This window comes from Nitratireductor aquibiodomus NL21 = JCM 21793 (assembly GCF_000615975.1).
Lineage (GTDB): Bacteria > Pseudomonadota > Alphaproteobacteria > Rhizobiales > Rhizobiaceae > Nitratireductor > Nitratireductor aquibiodomus.
In genome coordinates this window covers 76,283-98,694 of the sequence record NZ_BAMP01000004.1, presented here as the reverse complement: position 1 = coordinate 98,694, position 22,412 = coordinate 76,283, and the positions used below count along the sequence as shown (strand labels likewise).

Below are 22,412 nucleotides of genomic sequence, written 5' to 3'. Positions count from 1 at the left end.
CGGGGTCGGACCAGACTTGGCCCATAGTCTCATGCTGTCAACAGACAGCGGACGATCTGATGATCCGAATCCGCCAGTCCGTCAATGACATCGAAATGATGCCGGTCTGGTTCTTCCACAGCCGCGGTCTCCGCGCCGAGCCCGACCCAGACATTGGCCAGAAGTGCGTTCTGGCGCAGGAATTCGCCCCGCTCGGAGGCACCAACCCAGCAGGTGAGTTTGACGCCAAGCATGGGCGCAAGCAGCGCCGGGCTTTCCGCCTGTGCTTCCTCGGGCGTGATCCTGAGCCCCTCATTCATCGCGGTCTTCATCATCGGGCGCAGGTCATGCACGCCGGAAATGGACAGGACATGACGCAACCGCGCACGCACACCCGAAGGCAGTGGCGAGGTCTCGCAGGCCATGCGCGACGCAAGATGCCCGCCCGCCGAATGGCCGGTCAGGATCAAGGGTCCATCAACGCGCTCCGCCGCAGCGGAAACCGCTGCACCGATTTCACGCACGATGCCTGCAATCGGGTTCTCCGGGCAAAGCGTGTAGGACGGCATGGCAACCGCATAGCCGCTGTCGACCGCCCCGGCCGCCAGATGCGACCAGTAGCTCTTGTCGAGTTTCAGCCAGAAGCCGCCATGGATGAAGACAACCAGACCGGCAGGCCGGCCTTCCGGCAGAAAGAGATCGAAACGGTTGCGCGCGCCTTCCCCGTACGGAATGTCGAGCTTGGCCCGTCCCGCAGCGGAAAGCGCGTCGCGGTAAGCCTGCGCGGGCTCGACCCAGACACCGGGCCATCGCTCACCCTGAGGAATGTTTGCGCCATTGGCATAAGCGTCGTCCCAGTCAGCAACCTGGCGGTAAAACACGAGCATTCCTCCCTGTGGTAAAGCGAGCCGGCCTGCCTGACGTTCTAGCAGGCCCCGTGGTCGCAAACCCTGTCATCCCAGACTCTGTCATCATTGCAGCACGTCATGTAGACTGCGCCCAGGCCGGATATATTTCAACCTTAAAATTTCATACTTGAAATGTTCCCGGTCCGGTGCAATGCTCCAAGCTTACAAGCCAGGTGTTAAGCGATCCTGGGAGGAAGGAGCGCGAGCATGAAAGTTGCTGTTCTCGGCGGTGGCCCGGCGGGCCTCTACTTCGCAATCTCGATGAAGCTGCGCGACGCGGCTCACGACATCACGGTTTTCGAACGAAACAGGCCCGACGACACATTCGGCTGGGGCGTGGTGCTTTCGGATGAAACCCTCGACAATCTGGCCGAAAACGATCCGGTCAGTGCCGAACGCATCCGCGAGCATTTCGCCTATTGGGACGACATCGCGGTGGTGCACAAGGGCGTGCGCACGCTCTCCACGGGACACGGCTTCTGCGGCATCGGCCGCATGCGCCTCCTCATTCTCCTGCAGGAGCGCGCCCGCGAGCTCGGCATCAATCTCCAGTTCGAGACGGAAATCGACGATCCCCGCCCCTTCATGGCCGAACACGACATGGTGCTGGCGGCAGACGGTCTGAACTCCCGCACGCGAACCACCTTCGCCGACGTGTTCAAGCCCGACATCGACGTGCGCAAGTGCAAGTTCGTCTGGCTCGGCACGCATCAGAAATTCGACGACGCCTTCACCTTCATCTTCGAAAAGACCGAGCATGGCTGGGTGTGGGCGCACGCCTACCAGTTCGATGACGAGACCGCGACCTTCATCGTGGAATGCGGCCCGGAAACCTGGGAGAAGTTCGGCTTCGGGGAGATGAGCCAGCAGGAATCCATCGCGGTCTGCGAGCGGATCTTCAAGGATCATCTGGGTGGCCACAGCCTGATGACCAATGCCAACCACATTCGCGGATCGGCGTGGATCAACTTCCCCCGCGTGCTGTGCGAGCGCTGGTCGCACGAAAACATCGCGCTGATGGGCGACGCCGCTGCCAGCGCCCACTTTTCCATCGGCTCGGGCACCAAGCTGGCGCTCGAAAGCGCCATTGCCCTGGCCGAATATCTCCACACCGAGCCGACGCTGAAGGAAGCCTTCGACAAATACGAAGACGCAAGGCGGCTGGAAGTGCTGCGTCTCCAGTCGGCGGCGCGCAACTCGCTGGAATGGTTCGAGGAGGTTGAGCGCTATCTCGATCTCGATCCGGTGCAGTTCAACTATTCGCTGCTCACCCGCTCCCAGCGCATCAGCCATGAAAACCTGCGCCTGCGCGACCCCGAATGGCTTGCGGACGCCGAAAGCTGGTTCCAGCAGCAGGCCGGCGCGGAAGACAATGCCGCCCGCCCGCCCATGTTCGCGCCCTACAAACTGCGCGGCCTGACGCTGAAAAACCGCGTGGTCGTGTCACCCATGGCCCAGTACAAGGCCGTCGACGGCTCACCGACCGACTGGCACATGGTGCACTACTGCGAGCGCGCCAAGGGCGGTGCCGGCCTGGTTTATATCGAGATGACCTGTGTCAGCCCCGAGGGCCGCATCACGCCCGGTTGTCCCGGCTTCTATAAACCCGAGCATGAGGTCGCATGGACACGCATCGTCGATTTCGTTCATCGGGAGACGGATGCGAAGATTTGTGCGCAGATCGGCCATTCCGGCCCGAAGGGCTCGACCCAGCTTGGCTGGGAAGAAATGGACGCTCCGCTGAAAGACGGCAACTGGCCGGTTCTGGCTGCTTCCGAAGTGTCCTGGTCCGAGCAGAACCAGACACCGAAAGCCATGGATCGCAACGACATGGACATGGTGCGCGACCAGTTCGTCGCGGCTGCCCAGATGGCCGAGCGCTGCGGTTTCGACATGCTCGAACTGCACTGCGCCCACGGCTATCTCCTGTCGTCCTTCATCTCGCCGCTCACCAACCGGCGCGAGGATGACTACGGCGGCAGCCTTGAAAACCGCATGCGCTATCCGCTGGAAATCTTCCATGCGGTTCGTGCCGTCTGGCCAGACGACAAGCCCATTTCCGTGCGCATCTCGGCCAATGACTGGGTGGGCGATGAAGGCGTGACACCGGAAGAGGCCGTGGAGATCGCCCGCATGCTGCAGGAAGCCGGCGTCGACATCTGCGACGTTTCCGCGGGCCAGACTTCGAAGCGCGCCCGCCCCGTCTATGGACGCATGTTCCAGACGCCGTTCTCCGACCGCATCCGCAACGAAACCGGCATGGCGACGATGGCCGTGGGCAACATCTACGAGCCCGACCATGTCAATTCGATCCTGATGGCCGGCCGGGCCGACCTTGTCTGCCTCGCCCGCCCGCATCTGGCCGATCCTTACTGGACACTGCATGCCGCGGCATCGCTTGGTGATCGCGGCGTGACCTGGCCCGATCCCTACCTGCCAGGCCGCGATCAGCTCTACCGGCTCGCTGAGCGGGCCGAACAGATGACGGGGAAGGTTTGACGATGAACGCAACCCGCCACGCACTCGTCACAGGCGGCGGAACGGGCGTCGGCGAAGCGATCGCGCTCTCCCTCGCGGAAGCCGGCATCGACGTTACGATCTGCGGGCGGCGGGCCGAGCCTCTCGAAAAGGTCGCGGCCCGGCACGAGCGCATCCACGCGCTCACCGCCGACGTGACCGACGAAGCCTCCATGCAGGCACTCTATGAGGTGGCGGAAGCCGCGCGCGGACCCTTTGACATTGTCATCGCCAATGCAGGCACGGCCTCCAGCGCGCCCGCCCACCGCACGAAACTCGAAGACTGGAACCGCATCCTCGACGTCAACATGACGGGAGCGTTTCTAAGCGTGAAGCCAGCGCTTTCGCCCATGGCCAAACGCGGCAGCGGACGCATCATCTTCGTCGCCTCCGTCGCCGGCCTCAAGGGCTATGCCTATGTCGCGCCCTATGTCGCATCGAAGCACGGCGTCATCGGGCTCATGCGGGCGCTTTCCGTGGAACTGGTCAAGACCGGCGTGACGGTCAACGCCATCTGCCCCGGTTACGTGGAAACCGAGATGCTGGAAGAATCCATCGAGCGCGTGGTCGAGAAGACCGGGCGCAGCCACGAGGAGGCCCGCAGGGGCTTTGTCGAAGCCAATCCCCATGGCCGGCTGATCCAGCCGGAAGAGGTCGCGGCGGCAGCATTGTGGCTCGTCAGTCCGGCCGCCTCGTCGGTCACCGGCCAGTCGATTTCAATCTCTGGAGGTGAAACATGGTAAGCGCTCCCCTGGCTTCCGTCCGCAGCGGCGCACCGGCAAAGGAACGCCTGCGCCTGTGGATCAGGATTCTGCGCGCCTCGCGTCTCATCGAAGCCGTTCTGCGCGAAAGGCTCAAGACCCGCTTCGACACGACCCTGCCGCGTTTCGATGTGCTGTCGGCCCTCGACCGCGCTCCCGAGGGCATGGCGATGAGTGACATCTCGCGCTTCCTTCTGGTCTCGAACGGCAATGTGACGGGCATCGTGGAACGCCTGGTAACGGATGGTCTGGCCAGCCGCACGAAGCGCGATGGCGACCGCCGCACCTCCATCATAAAGCTGACACCGGCCGGCAAGGAAGCCTTCGCGGCGATGGCCGAAGCACATGAGCGCTGGGTCGACGAGCTTCTCGGCAGTCTGCCGGAGGATGAGGCGCGGGCGCTTGCCGGCACGCTCAAGACATTCGAAAGCAATTGGGAGGGCGGCGTATGAGCACCATGGCAGGCCTGAAACCGAAACACTTCATCTGGCGTATGGAAGGCAATGTCGCGCTGATCCAGCTCGACCGGCCAGACCGCAAGAATCCGCTCACCTTCGAATCCTACGCTGAACTGCGCGACACATTCCGCGCCCTGCCCTATGCGGATGACGTGGACGCGGTGGTGTTCCTTTCCAATGGCGGCAATTTCTGCTCGGGCGGAGATGTGCACGACATTATCGGCCCGCTTGTCGATATGGACATGAAGGGCCTGCTCGCCTTCACCCGCATGACCGGCGATCTGGTCAAGGCGATGATCGCCTGCAACAAGCCCATCATCTCCGCCATCGATGGCGTGGCGGTGGGCGCTGGCGCCATCATCGCCATGGCATCGGACCTGCGGCTTGCGACGCCGGAGGCAAAGACAGCGTTCCTCTTTACCCGCGTCGGGCTCGCCGGCTGCGACATGGGCGCCTGCGCCATGCTCCCGCGCATCATCGGTCAGGGCCGTGCGGCGGAACTGCTCTACACCGGCCGCTCCATGAGCGCCGAAGAAGGAGAGCGCTGGGGCTTTTACAACCGGCTCGTCTCTGCCGATGCTCTGGAAGCGGAGACCCTGAGCATGGCCGCGCGCATCGCCGCCGGTCCGACCTTTGCCCATGGCATCACCAAGACACAGCTCAACCAGGAGTGGTCGATGGGTCTCGAACAGGCCATCGAGGCCGAAGCACAGGCACAGGCCATCTGCATGCAGACAAAGGATTTCGAGCGGGCGTACCGGGCGTTTGTCGCCAAGGAAAAACCGGTGTTCGAGGGGGATTGATGCCTGACCGCTCCTTCCTCGACTGGCCCTTCTTCGAACAGCGCCACCGCGACTGGGCCGATAAACTCGACGCATGGTGCGGCAAAAACCTCCCCGTCGACCACAGCGATGTGGACGCTGCCTGCCGCGACCTCGTTGCGCGGCTCGGCGAAGCCGGTTTCCTCAAACCCACCGCGCTCGACACCGACAATCCCGGCCCGCTCGACGTGCGCACGCTGTGCCTGACGCGCGAAACGCTGGCCCGCCATGACGGGCTGGCAGATTTCGCCTTCGCCATGCAGGGGCTCGGCACCGGCGCGATCAGCCTGTTCGGCACGCCGGAGCAGCAGCAATGGCTCGACAGGACCCGTGCCGGCAAGACGATCTCGGCCTTCGCCCTGTCGGAACCGCGATCCGGTTCAGACGTGGCAAACATGGACATGACCGCCACGCGCGATGGCGATGACTACGTTCTTTCCGGCGAAAAGACCTGGATTTCCAATGGTGGCATCGCCGATCTCTACACGGTCTTTGCCCGCACCGGCGAAGCGCCGGGTGCCAAAGGCATCTCCGCCTTCCTCGTCCCTGCGGACACGCCGGGGCTGGAGGTCGCGGAGCGCCTTGACGTGATCGCGCCGCATCCGCTGGCGCGGCTTGCCTTCAACGATGTGCGCGTGCCCGCCTCCGCGATGATCGGCAGGCCGGGCGAAGGCTTCAAGATTGCCATGTCGGTGCTCGACGTGTTCCGCTCGACCGTGGGTGCGGCCGCACTCGGCTTTGCACGCCGGGCGCTGGACGAGACGCTGGACCGCGCCGGCAGCCGCGAGCTCTTTGGTGCGCCGTTGTTTGATCTGCAGATGGTGCAGGGACACATCGCCGAGATGGCGCTCGACATCGACGCCGCAGCACTCCTCATCTACCGCGCCGCCTGGACCAAGGACATGGGTGCGCCGCGCGTGACCCGCGAAGCGGCAATGGCGAAGCTCTTTGCCACCGACCGGGCGCAGGAGGTGATCGACAAGGCAGTGCAAATTCATGGCGGCGACGGTGTGCGCCGCGGACATATTGTAGAGAGCCTGTACCGGGAGATCAGGGCGCTCCGCATTTATGAGGGCGCATCAGACGTCCAGAAGGTCGTGATTGCCCGGCAGATTGGAAAATGAGGGAGGAAACATGCTCGGACCGACAGGTCATACCGACACCTTTGCGCGGGACAATCTCCCGCCGGAAGACCAATGGCCGGCCTTCCTTCTCGATGGCTTTGACTACCCCGAGTATCTGAATGCCGGCGTTGAACTGACCGACCGCCTCGTCGAGCGCGGCTTTGGCGACCATGTGGCGCTGATCGGCAATGGCCGCCGCCGCACCTACAAGGAGCTGGCAGACTGGACGAGCCGCCTCGCCCATGCGCTGGTCGAGGATTACGGCGTCAAACCCGGCAACCGCATCCTGATCCGCTCGGCCAACAACCCGGCCATGGTGGCCTGCTGGCTGGCCGCCACCAAGGCGGGCGCAGTGGTGGTCAACACCATGCCGATGCTGCGCGCCGGCGAGCTCGCCAAGATCGTCGACAAGGCGGAAATCGACCTTGCCCTGTGCGACACGCGCATCAAGGACGAGCTCGTCGCCTGCGCGAAGGAGAGCAAATTCCTCAAAAAGGTGGTCGGCTTCGACGGCACCGCCAATTTCGACGCAGAACTCGACCGCATCGCCCTCGACAAGCCGGTCCAGTTCGATGCCGTCAAAACCGGCCGTGACGATGTCGCGCTTCTGGGTTTCACCTCCGGCACCACCGGCACGCCCAAGGCGACCATGCATTTCCACCGCGATCTGCTGATCATCGCCGATGCCTATGCGAAGGAAGTGCTTCAGGTCACACCCGAGGACGTTTTCGTCGGCTCGCCTCCGCTCGCCTTCACCTTCGGGCTTGGCGGTCTGGCGATCTTCCCCTTGCGTTTCGGTGCAACGGCGACTCTGCTCGAAAGCGCCACCCCGCCCAACATGATCGAGATCATCGAAAAATACCGTGCGACGGTGAGTTTTACCGCTCCCACCGCCTACCGCGCCATGATGGCGGCGATGGACGAGGGTGCGGACCTTTCCTCGCTGCGCGTTGCCGTTTCGGCCGGCGAGACCCTGCCCGGTCCCGTGTTCGAGGCGTGGACGCAAAAGACCGGAAAACCGATCCTCGATGGCATCGGCGCCACCGAGATGCTGCATATCTTCATCTCCAACCGCTTCGATGATCGCCATCCCGCCACCACGGGCCGCCCGGTGACCGGCTATGAAGCGCGCATCGTTGACGAAGACATGAACGAACTGCCGCGCGGCGAAACCGGCCGGCTGGCCGTGCGTGGCCCGACCGGCTGCCGCTATCTCGCCGACGACAGACAGAAGGAGTATGTCCGTGACGGCTGGAATCTCACCGGCGACAGCTTCTATCAGGATGAGGACGGCCACTTCCATTTCGCCGCCCGCTCTGACGACATGATCGTCTCCGCCGGTTACAACATTGCCGGTCCCGAGGTGGAGGCGGCACTGCTTGCCCATGCCGACGTCATGGAATGCGCCGTCATCGGCGCACCGAGCGAGGAGCGCGGGCAGATTGTCGAGGCTCATGTGGTTCTGGCCGAAGGCGTCGCGCGCGACGACCTGACGGTGAAACGCCTTCAGGACCATGTGAAGGCGGCGATAGCACCCTACAAATATCCACGTTCCATCAAGTTTCTGGACGCCCTGCCGAAGACCGAGACAGGCAAGATCCAGCGTTTCCGCCTGCGGGAGAAGAACTGACCATGGCAAGCCAGCCGGAGCTCGACGACGAAAGGGCAGCGGACATCAAGCCGCCCATGTCCTACAGCGATTATCTGCATCTGGAGAAAATACTCGACGCGCAGGAGCCCCTGTCCACGGCACGTGATGAGCTTCTCTTCATCATCCAGCACCAGACCTCCGAGCTCTGGATGAAACTCGCCATCACCGAGATCCGCTCCGCTCGCGCTGCCATCGCTGAAGACCGCCTGCGCCCCGCCTTCAAGATGCTGACCCGCGTGGCACGCATCTTCGAGCAGTTGAACAGCGCCTGGGACGTGCTGCGTACCATGACGCCGAGCGAGTATTCCACCTTCCGCGATGCGCTCGGCCAGTCCTCCGGATTCCAGTCCTGGCAGTACCGCTCCATCGAGTTTCTGGCTGGCAATAGAAATCTTGCCATGCTCAAGCCGCACGCCGACCTGCCGGAAATTACAGCGCATCTTGAAGAAATTCTTGCCGAGCCCAGCCTTTACGACGAAGCGTTGCGACTTCTGGCGCGCAATGGTTTCGACATCGGCCCGGACGCACAACGCACAGGCTGGCGCGAAAAGCGCGAGGCCAACGATCAGGTGCAGGCCGCATGGAAGGCGGTCTATGCGCGGCCCGACGAGCACTGGGCGCTTTACGAGCTGGCAGAAAAACTGATTGATTTCGAAGACTATTTCCGTCGCTGGCGTTTCAATCACGTGACCACCGTCGAACGGATCATCGGGCTGAAACGAGGCACCGGCGCACATCCGGCGTTTCCTACTTGCGCAAGATGCTGGATGTGGAACTATTCCCCGAGCTCTGGCGGGTCCGAACGGACATGTAACCGGGCACGGGTAACAAAGCCGCAGCTTGCGGCGTCAATGACAAGGGAACGATTGGGAGACTACGCATGAGAAAGCTACTTGCAGCAAGCCTGCTTGCCCTTTCGGCAAGCGTCGCCGGAAATGCCTTTGCCGAACCGATCAAGATCGGCATGATCACGACGCTTTCGGGCGGCGGCGCAGGCCTTGGCATTGATGCCCGCGACGGCTTCATGCTGGCGATCGAACAGTCCGGCAACAAGGAGATCGATGTCGTTGTTGAAGACGATGCCCAGAAACCCGAACTCGCGGTCCAGATCGCCGACAAGATGATCCAGAGCGACAAGGTCGACCTGATGACAGGCATCATCTGGTCGAACCTCGCCATGGCGGTCGTGCCGTCGGCGACCGCGCAGGACGTCATCTATCTGTCAGTCAACGCCGGCCCCTCGGCCCTTGCCGGTGCCGGATGCAGCCCGAGCTATTTCAACGTCGCCTATCAGAACGACAATTTCCACGAGGCGATGGGCGAGGCCGCCAACAAGGACTACAAAAAGACCTTCATCATGGCGCCCAACTATCCGGCCGGCAAAGATTCGCTGACCGGCTTCAAGCGCTTCTACAAGGGTGAACTGGCGGGTGAGGTCTACACCAAGCTCGGTCAGACGGACTACGCCGCCGAGATCGCCCAGATCCGCGCTTCGGGTGCGGATTCGGTGTTCATCTTCCTGCCGGGCGGCATGGGCATTGCCTTCACCAAGCAGTATGCCCAGTCGGGCGTCGGCCTGCCGCTGCTGGGACCTGCTTTCTCCTTCAGCCAGGATGTGCTGCCCGCCATTGGCGATGCGGCGCTTGGGGTGAAAAACACCGCTTCCTGGGCTTATGACCTCGACAATGAGGCCAACAAGGCCTTCGTCGAGGGGTTCAGGGAAGCCTATGGCCGCCTGCCTTCCGTCTATGCCGCTCAGGCCTATGACACGGCGAACCTGATCCTCTCCGCCGCCGGCAAGGCGAGCGTGAAGGACAAGGAAGCCTTCCGCGCTGCCCTGAAGGAAGCGGACTTCGATTCGGTTCGCGGCAAGTTCTCCTTCAACACCAACAACCACCCGATCCAGGACTTCTACGTCCGCGAGGTGGTGAAGGATGGCGACACGCTGACCAACAAGATCGTGGCCACCGCATTCACCGACCACAAGGACGCCTACGCGGCCGAGTGCAAGATGTAAGGCAAAATCAGATCGTCATCCCGCTCTAGTGGTTCGCCTTTCGGCAAGCTCAAGAGACTCACCATGAGGGCTGGGGTGGCGTCAGTTATAAAGCGCGCGCTCTTTTTTTGTCGTGTTTGGCCGACGTGTCTGTTTCACCCTCATCCTGAGCCCGTCGAAGGGCGGGGGTGAAGCGCACCACGGTCGTTTCCAGTTCAACCCAAACAGCAGCTGACCCGTGTCCCTAACCCTATTCATAGAGCAGATATTGAACGGCCTGCAGTTCGGCGTGATGCTGTTCCTGATGGCCGCCGGCCTGACGCTGATCTTCGGCGTCATGGGGCTCATCAACCTTGCGCATGGTTCGCTCTTCATGGTCGGCGCGTTTGCCTGCGCGGCCGTGGCTGCCGCCACCGGCTCCTTCTGGCTCGGCCTCATCGCCAGCCTTGCCGCCGCAGCCGCCGCCGGCGCGCTGGTCGAAATCCTCGTCATCAGACGGCTCTATGAACGTGACCATCTCGACCAGGTGCTCGCCACCTTTGCGCTGATCCTCATCTTCTCGGAAGGCACCCGCTGGGTGTTCGGCTCCTTCCCGCTCTATCTCGACATTCCGCAGCTTCTGTCAGGCGCGGTGCATCTGCCGGCGGCGCGCAGTACCCAATATACCGTCTCGCGGTGATCGGTGTGGGCATTGCGGTGGCCGTGGGGCTTTATCTCCTCATCGGCAAGACGCGGCTCGGCATGCGCATCCGCGCCGGCGAGTCCGACCGTGAAATGATCGGCGCGCTCGGCATCGACATCGGCACCCTCTACACGCTCGTTTTCGCGCTGGGCGCTGCCCTTGCCGGCCTCGCCGGCGCGATGGTCGGCGCGCTTCAGTCGGTGCAGGTGGGCATGGGCGAGCCGGTGCTGATCCTCGCCTTCGTGGTCATCGTCATTGGCGGCATCGGCTCCATCAAGGGCGCGCTGATCGGCTCCATTCTCGTGGGACTGACGGAGACGCTCGGCCGTTTCCTGCTGCCGCATCTCTTCGGCCTGTTCATGTCCAATTCCGAAGCCGCCACCGTGGGCGCGGCACTTGCCTCCATGCTGATCTACATCGTCATGGCCCTCATCCTCGCTTTCAGGCCACAGGGCCTGTTTGCGGCGAATGCGTGAGGGGGCGGGCATGACACGCGAAACAACCATCAGCATCGTCATCGTCGCCGGCCTTCTCGCCGCCGCCTTCATCGCGCAGGCGATGGGTGAGACCTTCTACATCACGCTTGCGACCCGCATGGCGATCCTCGGCCTCGCCGCCACCGGGCTCAACATCGCGCTCGGCCTCGGCGGTCTGGTCTCCTTCGGCCATGCCGCCTTCTTCGGCATTGGCGGCTATGCGGCGGGCATTCTGGCCACCCACGCCTTCAACAGCGAACCGCTGCTCCTCGGCCTTCCCGGCACCAACCAGATGATCGTCATCTGGATTGCCGGCGCCATCGCCGCCGGGCTCGTTGCCGTTCTAATCGGCCTGATCTCGCTCAGAACCTCAGGCGTCTATTTCATCATGATCACCCTCGCCTTCGCGCAGATGATCTACTATTTCGCCATCTCCTGGCCCGCCTATGGCGGTGAGGACGGTCTTTCGATCTATGTGCGCAACGCCTTTCCCGGCGCGAACACGCTCGCGCCGATGAGCTTTTTCCTCATCTGCTTCGGCCTTCTGGCGCTCGGCCTCGTCCTCTTCGCGCTCATCCGCGCATCCCGCTTTGGCGCGGCACTTCAGGCCGGGCGGCAAAACGAGACGCGCCTTGCCGCCGTCGGCATCGCGCCATTCCGGGTCCGGCTCACGGCCTTTGTCATCTCCGCCATGATGACGGCGCTCGCCGGCGCGCTGTTTGCCGATCTGAACCGCTTCGTCAGCCCCTCCATGTTCTCGTGGCATATGTCGGGTGAACTGATCGTGCTCATCATTCTGGGCGGTGTCGGACGTCTGGCCGGACCACTGGCCGGGGCCATCGTCTATGTGCTGTTCGAGTTCGCGCTGGGCGGCATCACCGAGCACTGGCAGTTTTTCCTCGGCCTCATCCTTCTGGCCGTGGTGCTGTTTGCCCGCGGCGGCGTGATGGGCCTTCTGGCCGGGAGGGCGCGGCATGGCTGAACCGATCCTCGACATCCGCGACTTGAAGAAAAGCTTCGGCGCGCTGAAGGCGACTGATGGCGTGAGCCTCGATCTCAGACCCGGCGAAATCCACGCCCTGATAGGCCCTAACGGTGCAGGCAAATCGACCCTCATCCACCAGATTGCCGGCTCGCTGAAACCGGACAGCGGTGAAATCCGCTTCGAGGGCCGCGACGTGAAACCGCTCGACATGGCCGCCCGCGCGCGGCTCGGCATGGGCCGCACATTTCAGGTTTCCTCGTTGGCGCCCGAATTTTCCGCCCTGCGCAATGTGATGCTCGCGGTGCAGGCGCGTCAGGGCTCCAGCTTCCGTTTCTTCAAACCCGTCATGCACGACCGAGGCCTCACCGAGCCCGCTCATGAAGCGCTCGCCCGTGTCGGCCTGTCGGACCGTGCCGACGTGCCCGCCGCCGAGCTTTCGCACGGCGAACGCCGCCAGCTCGAAATCGCCATCGCCCTGGCGCTCGGTGCAAAGGCGTTTCTGCTGGATGAGCCCATGGCCGGCATGGGCCCCGAAGGCTCACAGGCGCTCACCCGCTTCCTCGACCGTCTGCGCGGCGAAGCACCGATCCTCCTGATCGAGCACGACATGGACGCCGTCTTCGCCCTTGCCGACCGCATCTCCGTTCTTGTCTATGGCCGCATCATCGCCACCGGCTCGGTGGATGAGATCCGCAATCACCCCGCCGTGCGCGAAGCCTATCTGGGAGACGGCGCATGAAGCTGCTCGACATCCAGGATCTCAAAACTTTCTACGGAAAATCGCAGGCGCTTTTCGGCATCGACCTTTCGGTCGAGGAAGGCGAAGCCGTGGCGCTGATGGGCCGTAACGGCATGGGCAAGACCACGACGATCCGCTCCATCTGCCACCTCACCCCGGCGCAGTCAGGCAGCATAAACTTTGCCGGCAAAAATATCATGCGCCTGAAGCCGCACCGCATCGCGCGGCTCGGCGTGGGTCTGGTACCGGAAGGCCGCCGCTGCTTCCCCAATCTGACGGTGGAGGAAAACATCCTCGCCGCCGCCCGTCCGGGCAAGTGGACGCTCGATGGCGTGAACGCGCTGTTTCCGCGCCTGGCGGAACGGCGCGATCAATATGCGAGCACGCTTTCGGGCGGCGAACAGCAGATGCTTGCCATCGGGCGGGCGCTGGCCACCAATCCGCGTCTGCTCATTCTCGACGAGGCGACCGAGGGTCTTGCCCCGGTCATCCGGCAGGATATCTGGCGCGCCATCCGCACCATCCGGGCGGAAGGCCAGTCGATCCTGATCGTCGACAAGACACTGAGCGAGCTTCTGCCGTGGCGGATCGCTGCGTCATTCTCGAAAAAGGCCGCACTGCATGGACCGGTGCACCCTCAGCACTCACGGACGAGATCCAGGAGCGCTTTCTCGGCGTGTGACCACGCCTTTACGGTCAGGATCGACTGACCTTAGTTCCCAAGCACGAAGGAAATAGCATGACTGTCCCGCTTCACCAGATTCTCCAGCCCGCCGACTGGGTTCCGGCCAGAGGGTATTCCAATGGTGTTGTTGCAAGGGGGCGCACCGTCTTCCTTGGTGGACAGATCGGCTGGAACGGCAATCAGGTGTTCGAGACGGACGATTTCATCGCCCAGGTGCGACAGGCGCTTGAAAACATCGTCACGCTTCTGAAGGAAGCCGGCGCCGGCCCGGAGCATGTGGTGCGCCTCACCTGGTTCATCACCGACAAGCAAGCCTACGCCACCCGCCTGCGCGAGCTGGGCGAAGCCTATCGCTCCGTCATGGGCCGCAACTTCCCGCCCATGAGCGTCGTTCAGGTCACCGCGCTCATCGAGGATGAAGCGAAGGTGGAGATCGAGGCCACGGCCGTCCTGCCGGATTAGCCCATGTTCCAACACCGTTTTCGCCTCTCCCCCACAACCACCAGGTGGGGGAGAGGCGTTCCGTGTGAGCCGGCAAAGAGGGAGTGGGCTCACACTGGATTCAACCGGCGGTCCCGATGTCCGCAAGCTGCGCCGCATCCTCGCGCGCATTTCGGCGCAGCGTGTAGAAGAACGCCGCCACGAACAGGCCGGTCATCAGAAGCACGATCGTCGGCGCCGGCGCGCTATCAAGGAAGAAGCTCAGGTAAACGCCGAAGAACGACGAGAACAATGCAACTGCCAGGCTGACCAGCAGCATCCTGTCGAACCGCCTGACCAGCAGAAACGCCACCGCTCCCGGCCCGATCAGAAGCGCAATCGCCAGAATGATGCCCACTGCCGTCAACGCCGCCACGATGGTGAGCGAGAGGATGGACAAGAGCCCGTAATGCAGCACCCGCACCGGCAGGCCAATCGCCTTGGCGTGCTGTCCGTCAAACGCATTCAGAAGTAGATCCCGGCGAAAGAGCACGATCGCCACGCAGACGAAAAGCGCGATAATCCCCGTCTGCGCGATGTCTCCCCACGTCACGCCCAGCATGTCGCCGAACAGGATGTGATCGAGATGCACCTCGGTCTGGATCTTGGTGTAGAGCAGAAGGCCGAGCCCGAACATGCCGGAGAAGACCACGCCCATAATCGTGTCTTCCTTCACACGGCTGTTCTCCTTCAGATAGCCGATGCCCACAACGCAGGTCATGCCGGCCACGAAAGCGCCGATGGCAAAGGGTATGCCGATAATATAGGCGATCACCACACCCGGTAGCACCGCATGGCTCACGGCATCGCCCATCAGCGACCAGCCCTTGAGCACGAGGAAGCAGGAAAGCAGCGCCATGGGCGCAGCAATCAACACCGAGATGATGAACGCCTGCTGCATGAACGGAAACGCGAAGGGCAGCATCAGCGTATCGAAAAAGCCACTCATGCGCTCATCTCCTGCATGTCGCCTTCCAGCGCCTCACGCGCCCGCCGGCGTGCCGCCAGAAGCCCGTGCTTCGGCGCAAACACGAAGGCTGTCAGAAACGCCAGCGTCTGCAACACGACGATGATCCCGCCCGTCGCCCCATCGAGAAAATAGCTCGCATAGGCCCCGGTGAAGCTTGAGAGCGCGCCAATCGCCACCGCAATGGCAACGAGCCGTGGAAAGCGGTCGGTCAGAAGGTATGCTGTCGCCCCCGGCGTCACCACCATGGCGATCACAAGAAAGGCCCCCACCGTCTGCATCGCCGCCACCGTGCAGGCACTCAGAAGCGTAAAGAAGATCAGCCGCAGAAAACCCGGGTTGAGGCCGATGGAGCGCGCATGGTTCTCGTCGAAAAACGCGACCATCAGGTCTTTCCACTTGAATGCGAGGACCAGCAGCGTGACGCCGGAAATGATGACAAGCTGCAGCGTGTCCGATGGCGTGATCGCCAGCACATTGCCCAGAACGATGGTCTGGATGTTCACCGCCGCCGGCGACAGCGAAACCATAAACAGTCCGAGCCCAAAGAACGATGTGAAGATCAGGCCGATGATCGCATCCTCGCGCAGCTTGGTGCGCTGATTGAGAAAGAACATCGCACCGGCCGCAAGCCCGCCAGCAAAGAACGCGCCGATGGAAAACGGCAGGCCCAGCATATAGGCCCCGGCTACGCCCGGCACGATGGAGTGCGAAAGCGCATCACCGATCAGCGACCAGCCCTTGAGCATCAGATAGGCGGAGAGAAAGGCGCAGACCCCGCCCACCAGCGCGCTCACCCACATGGCGTTGACCATGTAGCCATAGGAGAAAGGTTCGAGCAGATAGGCGCTCATTTCCTGTCACCCGCTTCCGAGGCACCGTCCTCATCGCCATAAATGACGAAGGGGCGCTCATCGTCGGTCAGAACGGTGAGCTTGCGGGAATCTTCTTCTGCGTCTTCATGCAGATCCGCCCCGCCAAGCGTGAACTGGCGCAGGACACCACCAAACGCCTTTTCCAGATTGGCGCGGGTGAAGACTTCCGGTGTCAGCCCGGAAGCCAGCACCGTTCGGTTGATCAGAACGGTTCGATCGCAGAAGCGCGGCACACTGCCCAGATTGTGCGTCGAGACCAGCATGACATGCCCTTCCTCACGTAACGCCTTCAGAAGCGCGATGATGGATTCTTCCGTGCGGACATCGACACCGGTGAACGGCTCGTCGAGCAGAATCACCCGGCCCTCCTGCGCCAGCGCCCGCGCCAGGAAGACGCGCTTCTTCTGGCCGCCGGACAGTTCACCGATCTGCCGCTTGCGGAAATCCGCCATGCCCACGCGCTCCAGCGCCGCCTCGACCTTCTCATGATCGTGCCGGCGCGGCCAACGCATGAAATTCATGTGGCCATAGCGGCCCATCATCACCACGTCCTCGACGAGAACGGGAAAGTTCCAATCAACCTCTTCGGCCTGGGGCACATAGGCAACGACGTTGCGCTTCAGGGCCCGCCCTGCCTGCTGGTCCAGGATGGATACCTCTCCCTTGGCCAACGGCACGAAGCCCATGATTGCCTTGAAGAGCGTGGACTTGCCACTGCCATTCACGCCCACAAGCGCCGTGATTGTGCCGGTGGGGATTGAAAAACTGGCGTCACGCAGCGCCGTGTGACCGTTCCGATAGGTAACCGTCACATCGCGAACATCAATGCCGGCGGATTTCGCCGCCGGCTTTCTGTCCCTGTTGATCACGGGTGCGTTCATTGCCCGCTCAGTCCTTCGGCGATCGTTTCGCTCGTTACCCGCAGGAGGTCCAGATAGGTCGGCACCTCGCCGCTCGCATCGCTCAGCGAATCCACGTAGAGAACCCCGCCATACTTCGCACCGGTTTCACGCGCCACCTGTTGCGCCGGATCGGGAGAAACCGTGCTTTCGCTGAAGACGGCCGGCGCCCTGGTTTCCCTGATCTGGTCGATCACATGGCGCACCTGCTGCGGCGTACCCTGCTGGTCGGCATTGATCGGCCAGATATAGAGCTCTTTCAGTCCGAAGTCGCGGGCAAGATAACTGAACGCACCCTCACTGGTGACGAGAACCCGTTGATCCTCGGGAATGGCAGCAAGCCTTTCGCGGATCGGATCAACAACCGCCTTGATCTGCGACTTGTACGCTTCGGCATTCTTTGCATACACCCCGGCATTCTCAGGATCATGCTTCGAAAACGCGTCGCGAATGTTGTCGACATAGGTCAGCGCATCGCTCGGCGACATCCAGGCATGTGGGTTGGGCTTGCCCGTATAGGGGCCCTCGCCAATGCTCATCGGCTCCACGCCCTGCGAAACCACCACGCTCGGAACATCCTTGAGATTGCGGAAGAAGCGCTCGAACCAGAGCTCGAGATTGAGCCCGTTCCACAGGATCAGGTCGGCATCCTGAGCCCGCAGAATATCGCCCGGTGTCGGCTGGTAATTGTGAATTTCCGCATTCGGCTTGGTGATCGATTCGACCACCGCCGCCTCGCCCGCAACGTTGCGTGCCATATCCGCGATAACGGTAAATGTCGTGACCGCCTTGAAGCGCTCATCCTGAGCGAAGGCGGAGGTCGCGGCGAGTGCTGCGACGATGAAAGTGGCCAATCCTTTGGCTAAACGCATGAAAATCCCCTGAAACACATCAAACTGCTGTGACTGCCTGAAGCTAGGCTGTATTTCTCAACTCGTCAATGCAATTGCAAATCGTTTGCAATAAAAAGCTGAAACCCTGAAACTGCAGGGTTTCCTGAGGAGAAACTTGAGTGCGAACAGATGGAATCTTTGCAACTGATTGTCATCTGGCGCATAGTTGCTGCATGAATCAGCATGCCAGCCATAAGCCGGATTACGAGAAGGAACTGCGCCGCGCCGGCGTTCGCATCACCCGGCCGCGCAAAGTGATTCTGCGAATTCTGACAGAAACGGACGATCATCCGGACGCCATGGAAATTTTCCAGCGTGCTTCGGCCATCGATCCGAGCATCTCACTATCGACCGTCTACCGCACCATGAAGCTTCTGGAAGAGATGGGGGCGATCCACCGACATGCCTTTGAAGGCGGGCGCGCCCGTTTCGAGCAGGCCGATGGCGAGCATCACGACCACCTGATCGATATCGACACGGGTGACGTAATCGAATTCCATTCGAAGCGCATCGAAGAGTTGCAGGAAGAAATTGCCAGCGCACTCGGCTACGACATCGTGCACCACCGGCTGGAACTCTACGGGCGCAAGCGAAAGAGAAGCTGAGGCCCTTCGGAGCGCGCTCAACGCTCCGACTAGAGCATTTTGCAGTCAGGTGGCATCACCTGACGTCCGCACAAAGCGAAAAAACTGATGGATTGAGCGGAGCAGCGTTTCAGTGAAACGGTGAACCGCTCCAAACACACTCCACCTGACATCGAAACACCGTTTCCCGTTGGCTCTCTCGGCTCAGGGCCCCTGTATTGTGCGGTCTCATCCATAAACTTGACTCCGATAGTCATAATAAATAGAAGCCTTGGCTATTGTTTCTCCCGGCGCATTCCGTGCCTGAAAATTCCCGGAAAATGGAGAGTGCGTTGTCCGCAATTCACCCAGCCCGCATCAGCCACTTAGCGTTGATGGCGGCAATGACCTTACCCGTGACCGCAAAGACCGTGCTGGCGCAGGAAGCAACCGTGTTGCAACGCCTGACGGTGGAAGCGGAGAGCGACGACATTCTCCTGCAGGACGGCTACATCGTTCAGGAAAGCCGGACCGGAACAAAGACCGACACTCCCATCGTGCAGATCCCGCAGGCCATCTCCGTGGTCACGCAGGATCAGCTGGAAGACCAGAAGCCGCGCACGCTCAATGAGAGCCTTGGCTATATCGCAAGCGCCAACCCGAACGGCTTCGGTTTCGACAATCGCTATGACGCGTTCACCCTGCGTGGCTTCCCGGCCTATTCCACAGGCACGTTCCGGGACGGTCTGCGACAGTATAATGGCCCCTCGGCCTGGTTTCGAACCGAGCCCTACGGAATCGAGGGGCTTATGGTTCTCAAAGGCCCGGCGTCTTCCCTTTACGGCGTGAGTGGCCCGGGCGGCATCGTCAACATCGTCACCAAACGCCCGAAAGAAGAGACCTTTCGCGAGGTCGAACTCCTTGCCGGGACCAATCAACGCTTCCAGGGCGCATTCGATTTCAGCGGCCCGGTCAATGAAAGCGGCACGATCCTCTATCGTCTCACCGGTCTCGGGCGCGTCTCCGACACCGAGATCCCCGGATACGAAGACGACAAGTTCTACATCGCACCAGCAGTAACCCTGCAGCCCGACGCTGGCACAAAACTCACCATTCTCGGCGAGTATTCAAAGGCCGTAACGGGCGCCACCGCGTGGTATCACAATTCATCCTATGGCGTGTTGTCCGATCTTTATGCCGGCGATCCCGACTGGAACGACTTCGACCTCCGGCAGGGTCGCATCGGATATGAGTTCGAGCACAGTCTCAACGATGTTGTGACCCTGAGACAGAATTTACGTTTCCAGGCTGTCGATGCAGATCTGAAATACAGCGGCTTCTACCCCGCTCCCCCGAGCCGGATATGGGCGCGCTATCAGGAAGAGACAAGAAATTTCGTCGTCGACAACATCGCGCAGTTCGACTTCGACACTGGCTCGATCGAGCATACTGCAGTTGTCGGGCTCGACTATTCCTGGTCCGATTACACGGCCCGTTCGGCGCGCTCTCTCTCGGGCAGCGCCTCTCTCGATATGGTGCCCTACGCCTTCTCCGGCAGCCAGAAGATGCACCAATACGGCCTTTACGCCCATGATCAGATGGAGTGGAACGACTGGACGCTGTTTGTCAGCGCACGGCACGACTGGGTCAAATCGGACAGCGTTTCTGCGGCCCTCGTCGGATCGGAACAGACCGACAAGGCGTTATCAGGTCGGGTCGGCCTGTCCTACCGCACCCCCTGGGGCCTGATCCCCTATGTGAATTATTCGACCTCCTTCTCGCCCAATCTCGGTTTTGTCTACGACTATGCCACCAATGCACGTTCCGTCGCCCGGCCGACAAAGGGCAGACAGTTCGAGGCAGGTGTGAAGTATGAACTACCCGACCACAACGCCGTCATCAGCGCGGCATTCTTCAACATCGATCAGACAGACGGTGTCGTCTATGACGGCACATTCGATGCGGCGGGCAATCAGCGCCAGCGCCAGCTCGACCTCAACGCGCGCGGCGTGGAGCTTGAGGCACATGCGTCTCTTGGCAATGGCTTCGGAATGCTCGCCTCATACACATATATGCGCATGAAGATCGAAGACGGCCTGCCCGGCACCGTCGGCAACGAACTCTCCTCCACGCCCAACCACATGTTCTCCATCTGGGGCACTTATGATGTGCAGGACGGACCGATGGCGGGGCTCGGTATCGGCGCTGGTCTGCGCTATGTGGGCGAAAGCTTCGGCGACGACGCGAGCAGCTTCAGGAATAACGCCCGCGTGCTGGTGGATGCTTCCCTGTCTTATGATTTCGGCGCGGCAAAGCCGGAGTGGGACGGTCTCAGCCTCCAGGTCAACGCGAAGAACCTGTTTGACACACGCAAGCAGATCTGCACCGCCGGCAATTGCTATCTGGACGAAGGTCGCCAGATAACGGGCAGCCTGCGCTACAGGTTCTAGCTTATGGCCGAAACCACCGACAAAAAGACAGGCCCGATCGCCATCGTGATGGCGGTCGGAGGCCTTTATGTGGCGCAAAGCGTGATTGGGGGCATCACCTGGATCGGACTTCCGGCAGTCATGCGTGCGGAAGGTCTCCCGCTCGACATGCTCGGTCTCCTGTCCCTGATTGCTTTGCCCTGGGCGCTCAAATTTCTCTGGGCACCCGCCATCGAGCGTTTTCGGCTGCCGCCGCAGGGGCGCAATCGTTCCGGCATCGTGGTCATGATCGGGGGCGGGATCTCTGTGCTCGCTCTGGTCATTGCCGGCCTTGTGGGTCTGCATTCAGTGCCGTTCATAATCGCGATGCTCACCGTTGTCGCATTCGCCGCTGCCACGGTGGACATCGCGGTGGACGGGTTCGCGGTGGAGGCCCTTCCCCGCGCGCAGCATGGCTGGGCCAACGCTGCACAGGTCGGCGGCGCCTATCTGGGTTCAGCCCTCGGCGGCGGGCTGTTTCTTGTCCTCGTCTCCTATCTGGGCTGGATGAAGGCGGTCCCGCTGATGGCTCTTTTTCTGGTTGCCCTCGGCGCTCCCTTTCTCTTTCGAATGCAGTTCCCGGCACGAGAACGCCCACACACACCATCGCTGAAAGCGGCGCTCCGGCGCCCGGAAATCCGCAAGGGCCTGCTGGCAGCCGGTGTCTACGTGCTGGCCCAGAAGGGCGGCATGATGATGCTCGGCCCTCTACTCGTCGATGCCGGCCTCTCTCTGGAAACGATAGGCCTCGTCAACGGTCTGACTGGACTATCGGTCGGTCTGGTCGCCGCCCTGGCGGGTGGCGCGCTGGTTCGCAGGCTGGGGCCGAGGCCCGTGCTGGTTCTTGCCCTGGCGCTACAATCCATCGCATTGGGCTTCTTCAGCCTGTATGATTTCTTTCCGGGGTTGCCCAACTGGCTTCTTGCGTGCGTTGCCGTGGCCAGTGGATCGGCGATCATGGCCCTTGGCTTCGTGGCGCTCTACGCTCAGTTCATGCGCTGGTCTGACGTTCGCAGGGTGGGATCGATTTCACGCTGTTTCAGTCGATGGATGCGGGCATCAGCATGCTTGGCGGTCTCGTGGCCGGATTCGTTTCCAGCCATTTCGGCTATGGCACGTTTTTCGGCATGGCCGCGATTGTCGCTCTCTGCGCCGTGCCCGCCATGGCCATGATCGTGGGCGGGCAGCCCGCAGCAGTGACGGAATCCGGCGCCGAGGAGCCTGCCTGAAGAGCCTTGTTTTGGATGGTTTTCGCGGCAGATCAAGAGCCGCCGTGGTGGAGGGGAAACCACGGCGGCCATGCTTGAAACACCGCGGCAGCCCGGAGAGGGGGGATGAGGCTGCCGCTATTTCGTCCGGAAAAGGCGGGGGACGAGCCTAGGCCGGACCACGGCGAAAAATTGCCGCTGTCTGATATTTTGTGTTCGAACGTGGCTATTCAAGGGCACGAACATTACATCTTCGTAACAAACGCGTGATAGAAAG

General features: G+C 61.9%; 18 protein-coding genes and 3 pseudogenes. 16 read left to right on the top strand and 5 right to left on the bottom strand.

Annotated elements, in window-relative coordinates:
• Positions 1-29: 29 nt before the first annotated feature.
• Complete coding sequence (locus JCM21793_RS02345) at positions 30-860, bottom strand: hormone-sensitive lipase (protein ID WP_025029338.1); 831 nt, start codon at positions 858-860, stop codon at positions 30-32.
• A gap of 234 nt (positions 861-1,094) precedes the next feature.
• Between JCM21793_RS02345 and JCM21793_RS02340 the strand changes: the two genes are divergently transcribed.
• From JCM21793_RS02340 to JCM21793_RS02280, 13 genes and pseudogenes are all read left to right on the top strand, one after another.
• On the top strand, positions 1,095-3,386 hold the full coding sequence (locus tag JCM21793_RS02340) for a bifunctional salicylyl-CoA 5-hydroxylase/oxidoreductase (protein ID WP_025029337.1): 2,292 nt from the start codon (positions 1,095-1,097) through the stop codon (positions 3,384-3,386).
• Between the two features lie 2 nt (positions 3,387-3,388).
• Positions 3,389-4,147, top strand: a complete 759-nt coding sequence (locus JCM21793_RS02335) for an SDR family NAD(P)-dependent oxidoreductase (RefSeq protein ID WP_007010703.1) — start codon at positions 3,389-3,391, stop codon at positions 4,145-4,147.
• Complete coding sequence (locus JCM21793_RS02330) at positions 4,141-4,617, top strand: MarR family winged helix-turn-helix transcriptional regulator (protein ID WP_007010704.1); 477 nt, start codon at positions 4,141-4,143, stop codon at positions 4,615-4,617. The genes JCM21793_RS02335 and JCM21793_RS02330 overlap by 7 nt, the downstream gene beginning before the upstream one ends.
• Positions 4,614-5,426 (top strand): enoyl-CoA hydratase family protein, encoded by an 813-nt coding sequence (locus tag JCM21793_RS02325; protein WP_007010705.1) that lies wholly within the window; start codon positions 4,614-4,616, stop codon positions 5,424-5,426. Before JCM21793_RS02330 ends, JCM21793_RS02325 begins: the two co-directional genes overlap by 4 nt.
• Positions 5,426-6,568, top strand: a complete 1,143-nt coding sequence (locus JCM21793_RS02320; protein WP_025029336.1) for an acyl-CoA dehydrogenase family protein — start codon at positions 5,426-5,428, stop codon at positions 6,566-6,568. Before JCM21793_RS02325 ends, JCM21793_RS02320 begins: the two co-directional genes overlap by 1 nt.
• A gap of 10 nt (positions 6,569-6,578) precedes the next feature.
• The gene (locus JCM21793_RS02315; protein ID WP_025029335.1) at positions 6,579-8,198 is read left to right on the top strand and encodes an AMP-binding protein; all 1,620 of its coding nucleotides are present in this window, start codon (positions 6,579-6,581) and stop codon (positions 8,196-8,198) included.
• A 2-nt stretch (positions 8,199-8,200) separates the two neighbouring features.
• Positions 8,201-9,033 (top strand): annotated as a pseudogene (gene kynA, locus JCM21793_RS23675) (tryptophan 2,3-dioxygenase).
• 66 nt (positions 9,034-9,099) lie between these two features.
• Positions 9,100-10,236: an ABC transporter substrate-binding protein gene (locus tag JCM21793_RS02305; RefSeq protein ID WP_025029334.1), complete on the top strand. Its 1,137-nt coding sequence runs from the start codon at positions 9,100-9,102 to the stop codon at positions 10,234-10,236.
• A gap of 217 nt (positions 10,237-10,453) precedes the next feature.
• A pseudogene (locus JCM21793_RS23670) lies at positions 10,454-11,373 on the top strand (branched-chain amino acid ABC transporter permease).
• A 10-nt stretch (positions 11,374-11,383) separates the two neighbouring features.
• Positions 11,384-12,355 carry a branched-chain amino acid ABC transporter permease gene (locus tag JCM21793_RS02295; protein ID WP_025029333.1) on the top strand — a complete coding sequence of 324 codons (972 nt, stop codon included), beginning with the start codon at positions 11,384-11,386 and terminating at the stop codon, positions 12,353-12,355.
• A complete protein-coding gene (locus JCM21793_RS02290; RefSeq protein ID WP_007010712.1) occupies positions 12,348-13,097 on the top strand; it encodes an ABC transporter ATP-binding protein in 750 nt (249 codons plus the stop codon). The genes JCM21793_RS02295 and JCM21793_RS02290 overlap by 8 nt, the downstream gene beginning before the upstream one ends.
• Positions 13,094-13,779 (top strand): annotated as a pseudogene (locus JCM21793_RS23665) (ABC transporter ATP-binding protein). The gene JCM21793_RS02290 and the pseudogene JCM21793_RS23665 overlap by 4 nt, the downstream one beginning before the upstream one ends.
• Before the next feature lie 57 nt (positions 13,780-13,836).
• On the top strand, positions 13,837-14,244 hold the full coding sequence (locus tag JCM21793_RS02280; RefSeq protein WP_007010714.1) for a RidA family protein: 408 nt from the start codon (positions 13,837-13,839) through the stop codon (positions 14,242-14,244).
• A gap of 100 nt (positions 14,245-14,344) precedes the next feature.
• On the opposite strand, the gene JCM21793_RS02275 is transcribed toward JCM21793_RS02280, so the two are convergent.
• The 4 genes from JCM21793_RS02275 to JCM21793_RS02260 are packed head-to-tail and all read right to left on the bottom strand — an operon-like array spanning position 14,345 to position 17,875.
• The gene (locus JCM21793_RS02275; protein WP_007010715.1) at positions 14,345-15,211 is read right to left on the bottom strand and encodes a metal ABC transporter permease; all 867 of its coding nucleotides are present in this window, start codon (positions 15,209-15,211) and stop codon (positions 14,345-14,347) included.
• Positions 15,208-16,083, bottom strand: coding sequence for a metal ABC transporter permease (locus tag JCM21793_RS02270; RefSeq protein ID WP_007010716.1), 876 nt, complete (start codon positions 16,081-16,083; stop codon positions 15,208-15,210). The genes JCM21793_RS02275 and JCM21793_RS02270 overlap by 4 nt, the downstream gene beginning before the upstream one ends.
• A complete protein-coding gene (locus tag JCM21793_RS02265) occupies positions 16,080-16,985 on the bottom strand; it encodes a manganese/iron ABC transporter ATP-binding protein (RefSeq protein ID WP_007010717.1) in 906 nt (301 codons plus the stop codon). Before JCM21793_RS02265 ends, JCM21793_RS02270 begins: the two co-directional genes overlap by 4 nt.
• The gene (locus tag JCM21793_RS02260; protein WP_036539374.1) at positions 16,982-17,875 is read right to left on the bottom strand and encodes a metal ABC transporter substrate-binding protein; all 894 of its coding nucleotides are present in this window, start codon (positions 17,873-17,875) and stop codon (positions 16,982-16,984) included. The genes JCM21793_RS02265 and JCM21793_RS02260 overlap by 4 nt, the downstream gene beginning before the upstream one ends.
• Before the next feature lie 194 nt (positions 17,876-18,069).
• Here JCM21793_RS02260 and JCM21793_RS02255 point away from each other — a divergent pair, with 194 nt between their 5' ends.
• The 3 genes from JCM21793_RS02255 (at position 18,070) to JCM21793_RS23660 (ending at position 22,100) form a co-directional block, all read left to right on the top strand.
• Positions 18,070-18,501, top strand: coding sequence for a Fur family transcriptional regulator (locus JCM21793_RS02255; RefSeq protein ID WP_007010719.1), 432 nt, complete (start codon positions 18,070-18,072; stop codon positions 18,499-18,501).
• A 362-nt stretch (positions 18,502-18,863) separates the two neighbouring features.
• A complete protein-coding gene (locus tag JCM21793_RS02250; protein ID WP_244439628.1) occupies positions 18,864-20,909 on the top strand; it encodes a TonB-dependent siderophore receptor in 2,046 nt (681 codons plus the stop codon).
• A gap of 3 nt (positions 20,910-20,912) precedes the next feature.
• Entirely contained in the window at positions 20,913-22,100 is a 1,188-nt protein-coding gene (locus JCM21793_RS23660; protein WP_244439627.1) for an MFS transporter, read from the top strand.
• The last annotated feature ends 312 nt before the right edge of the window (positions 22,101-22,412 follow it).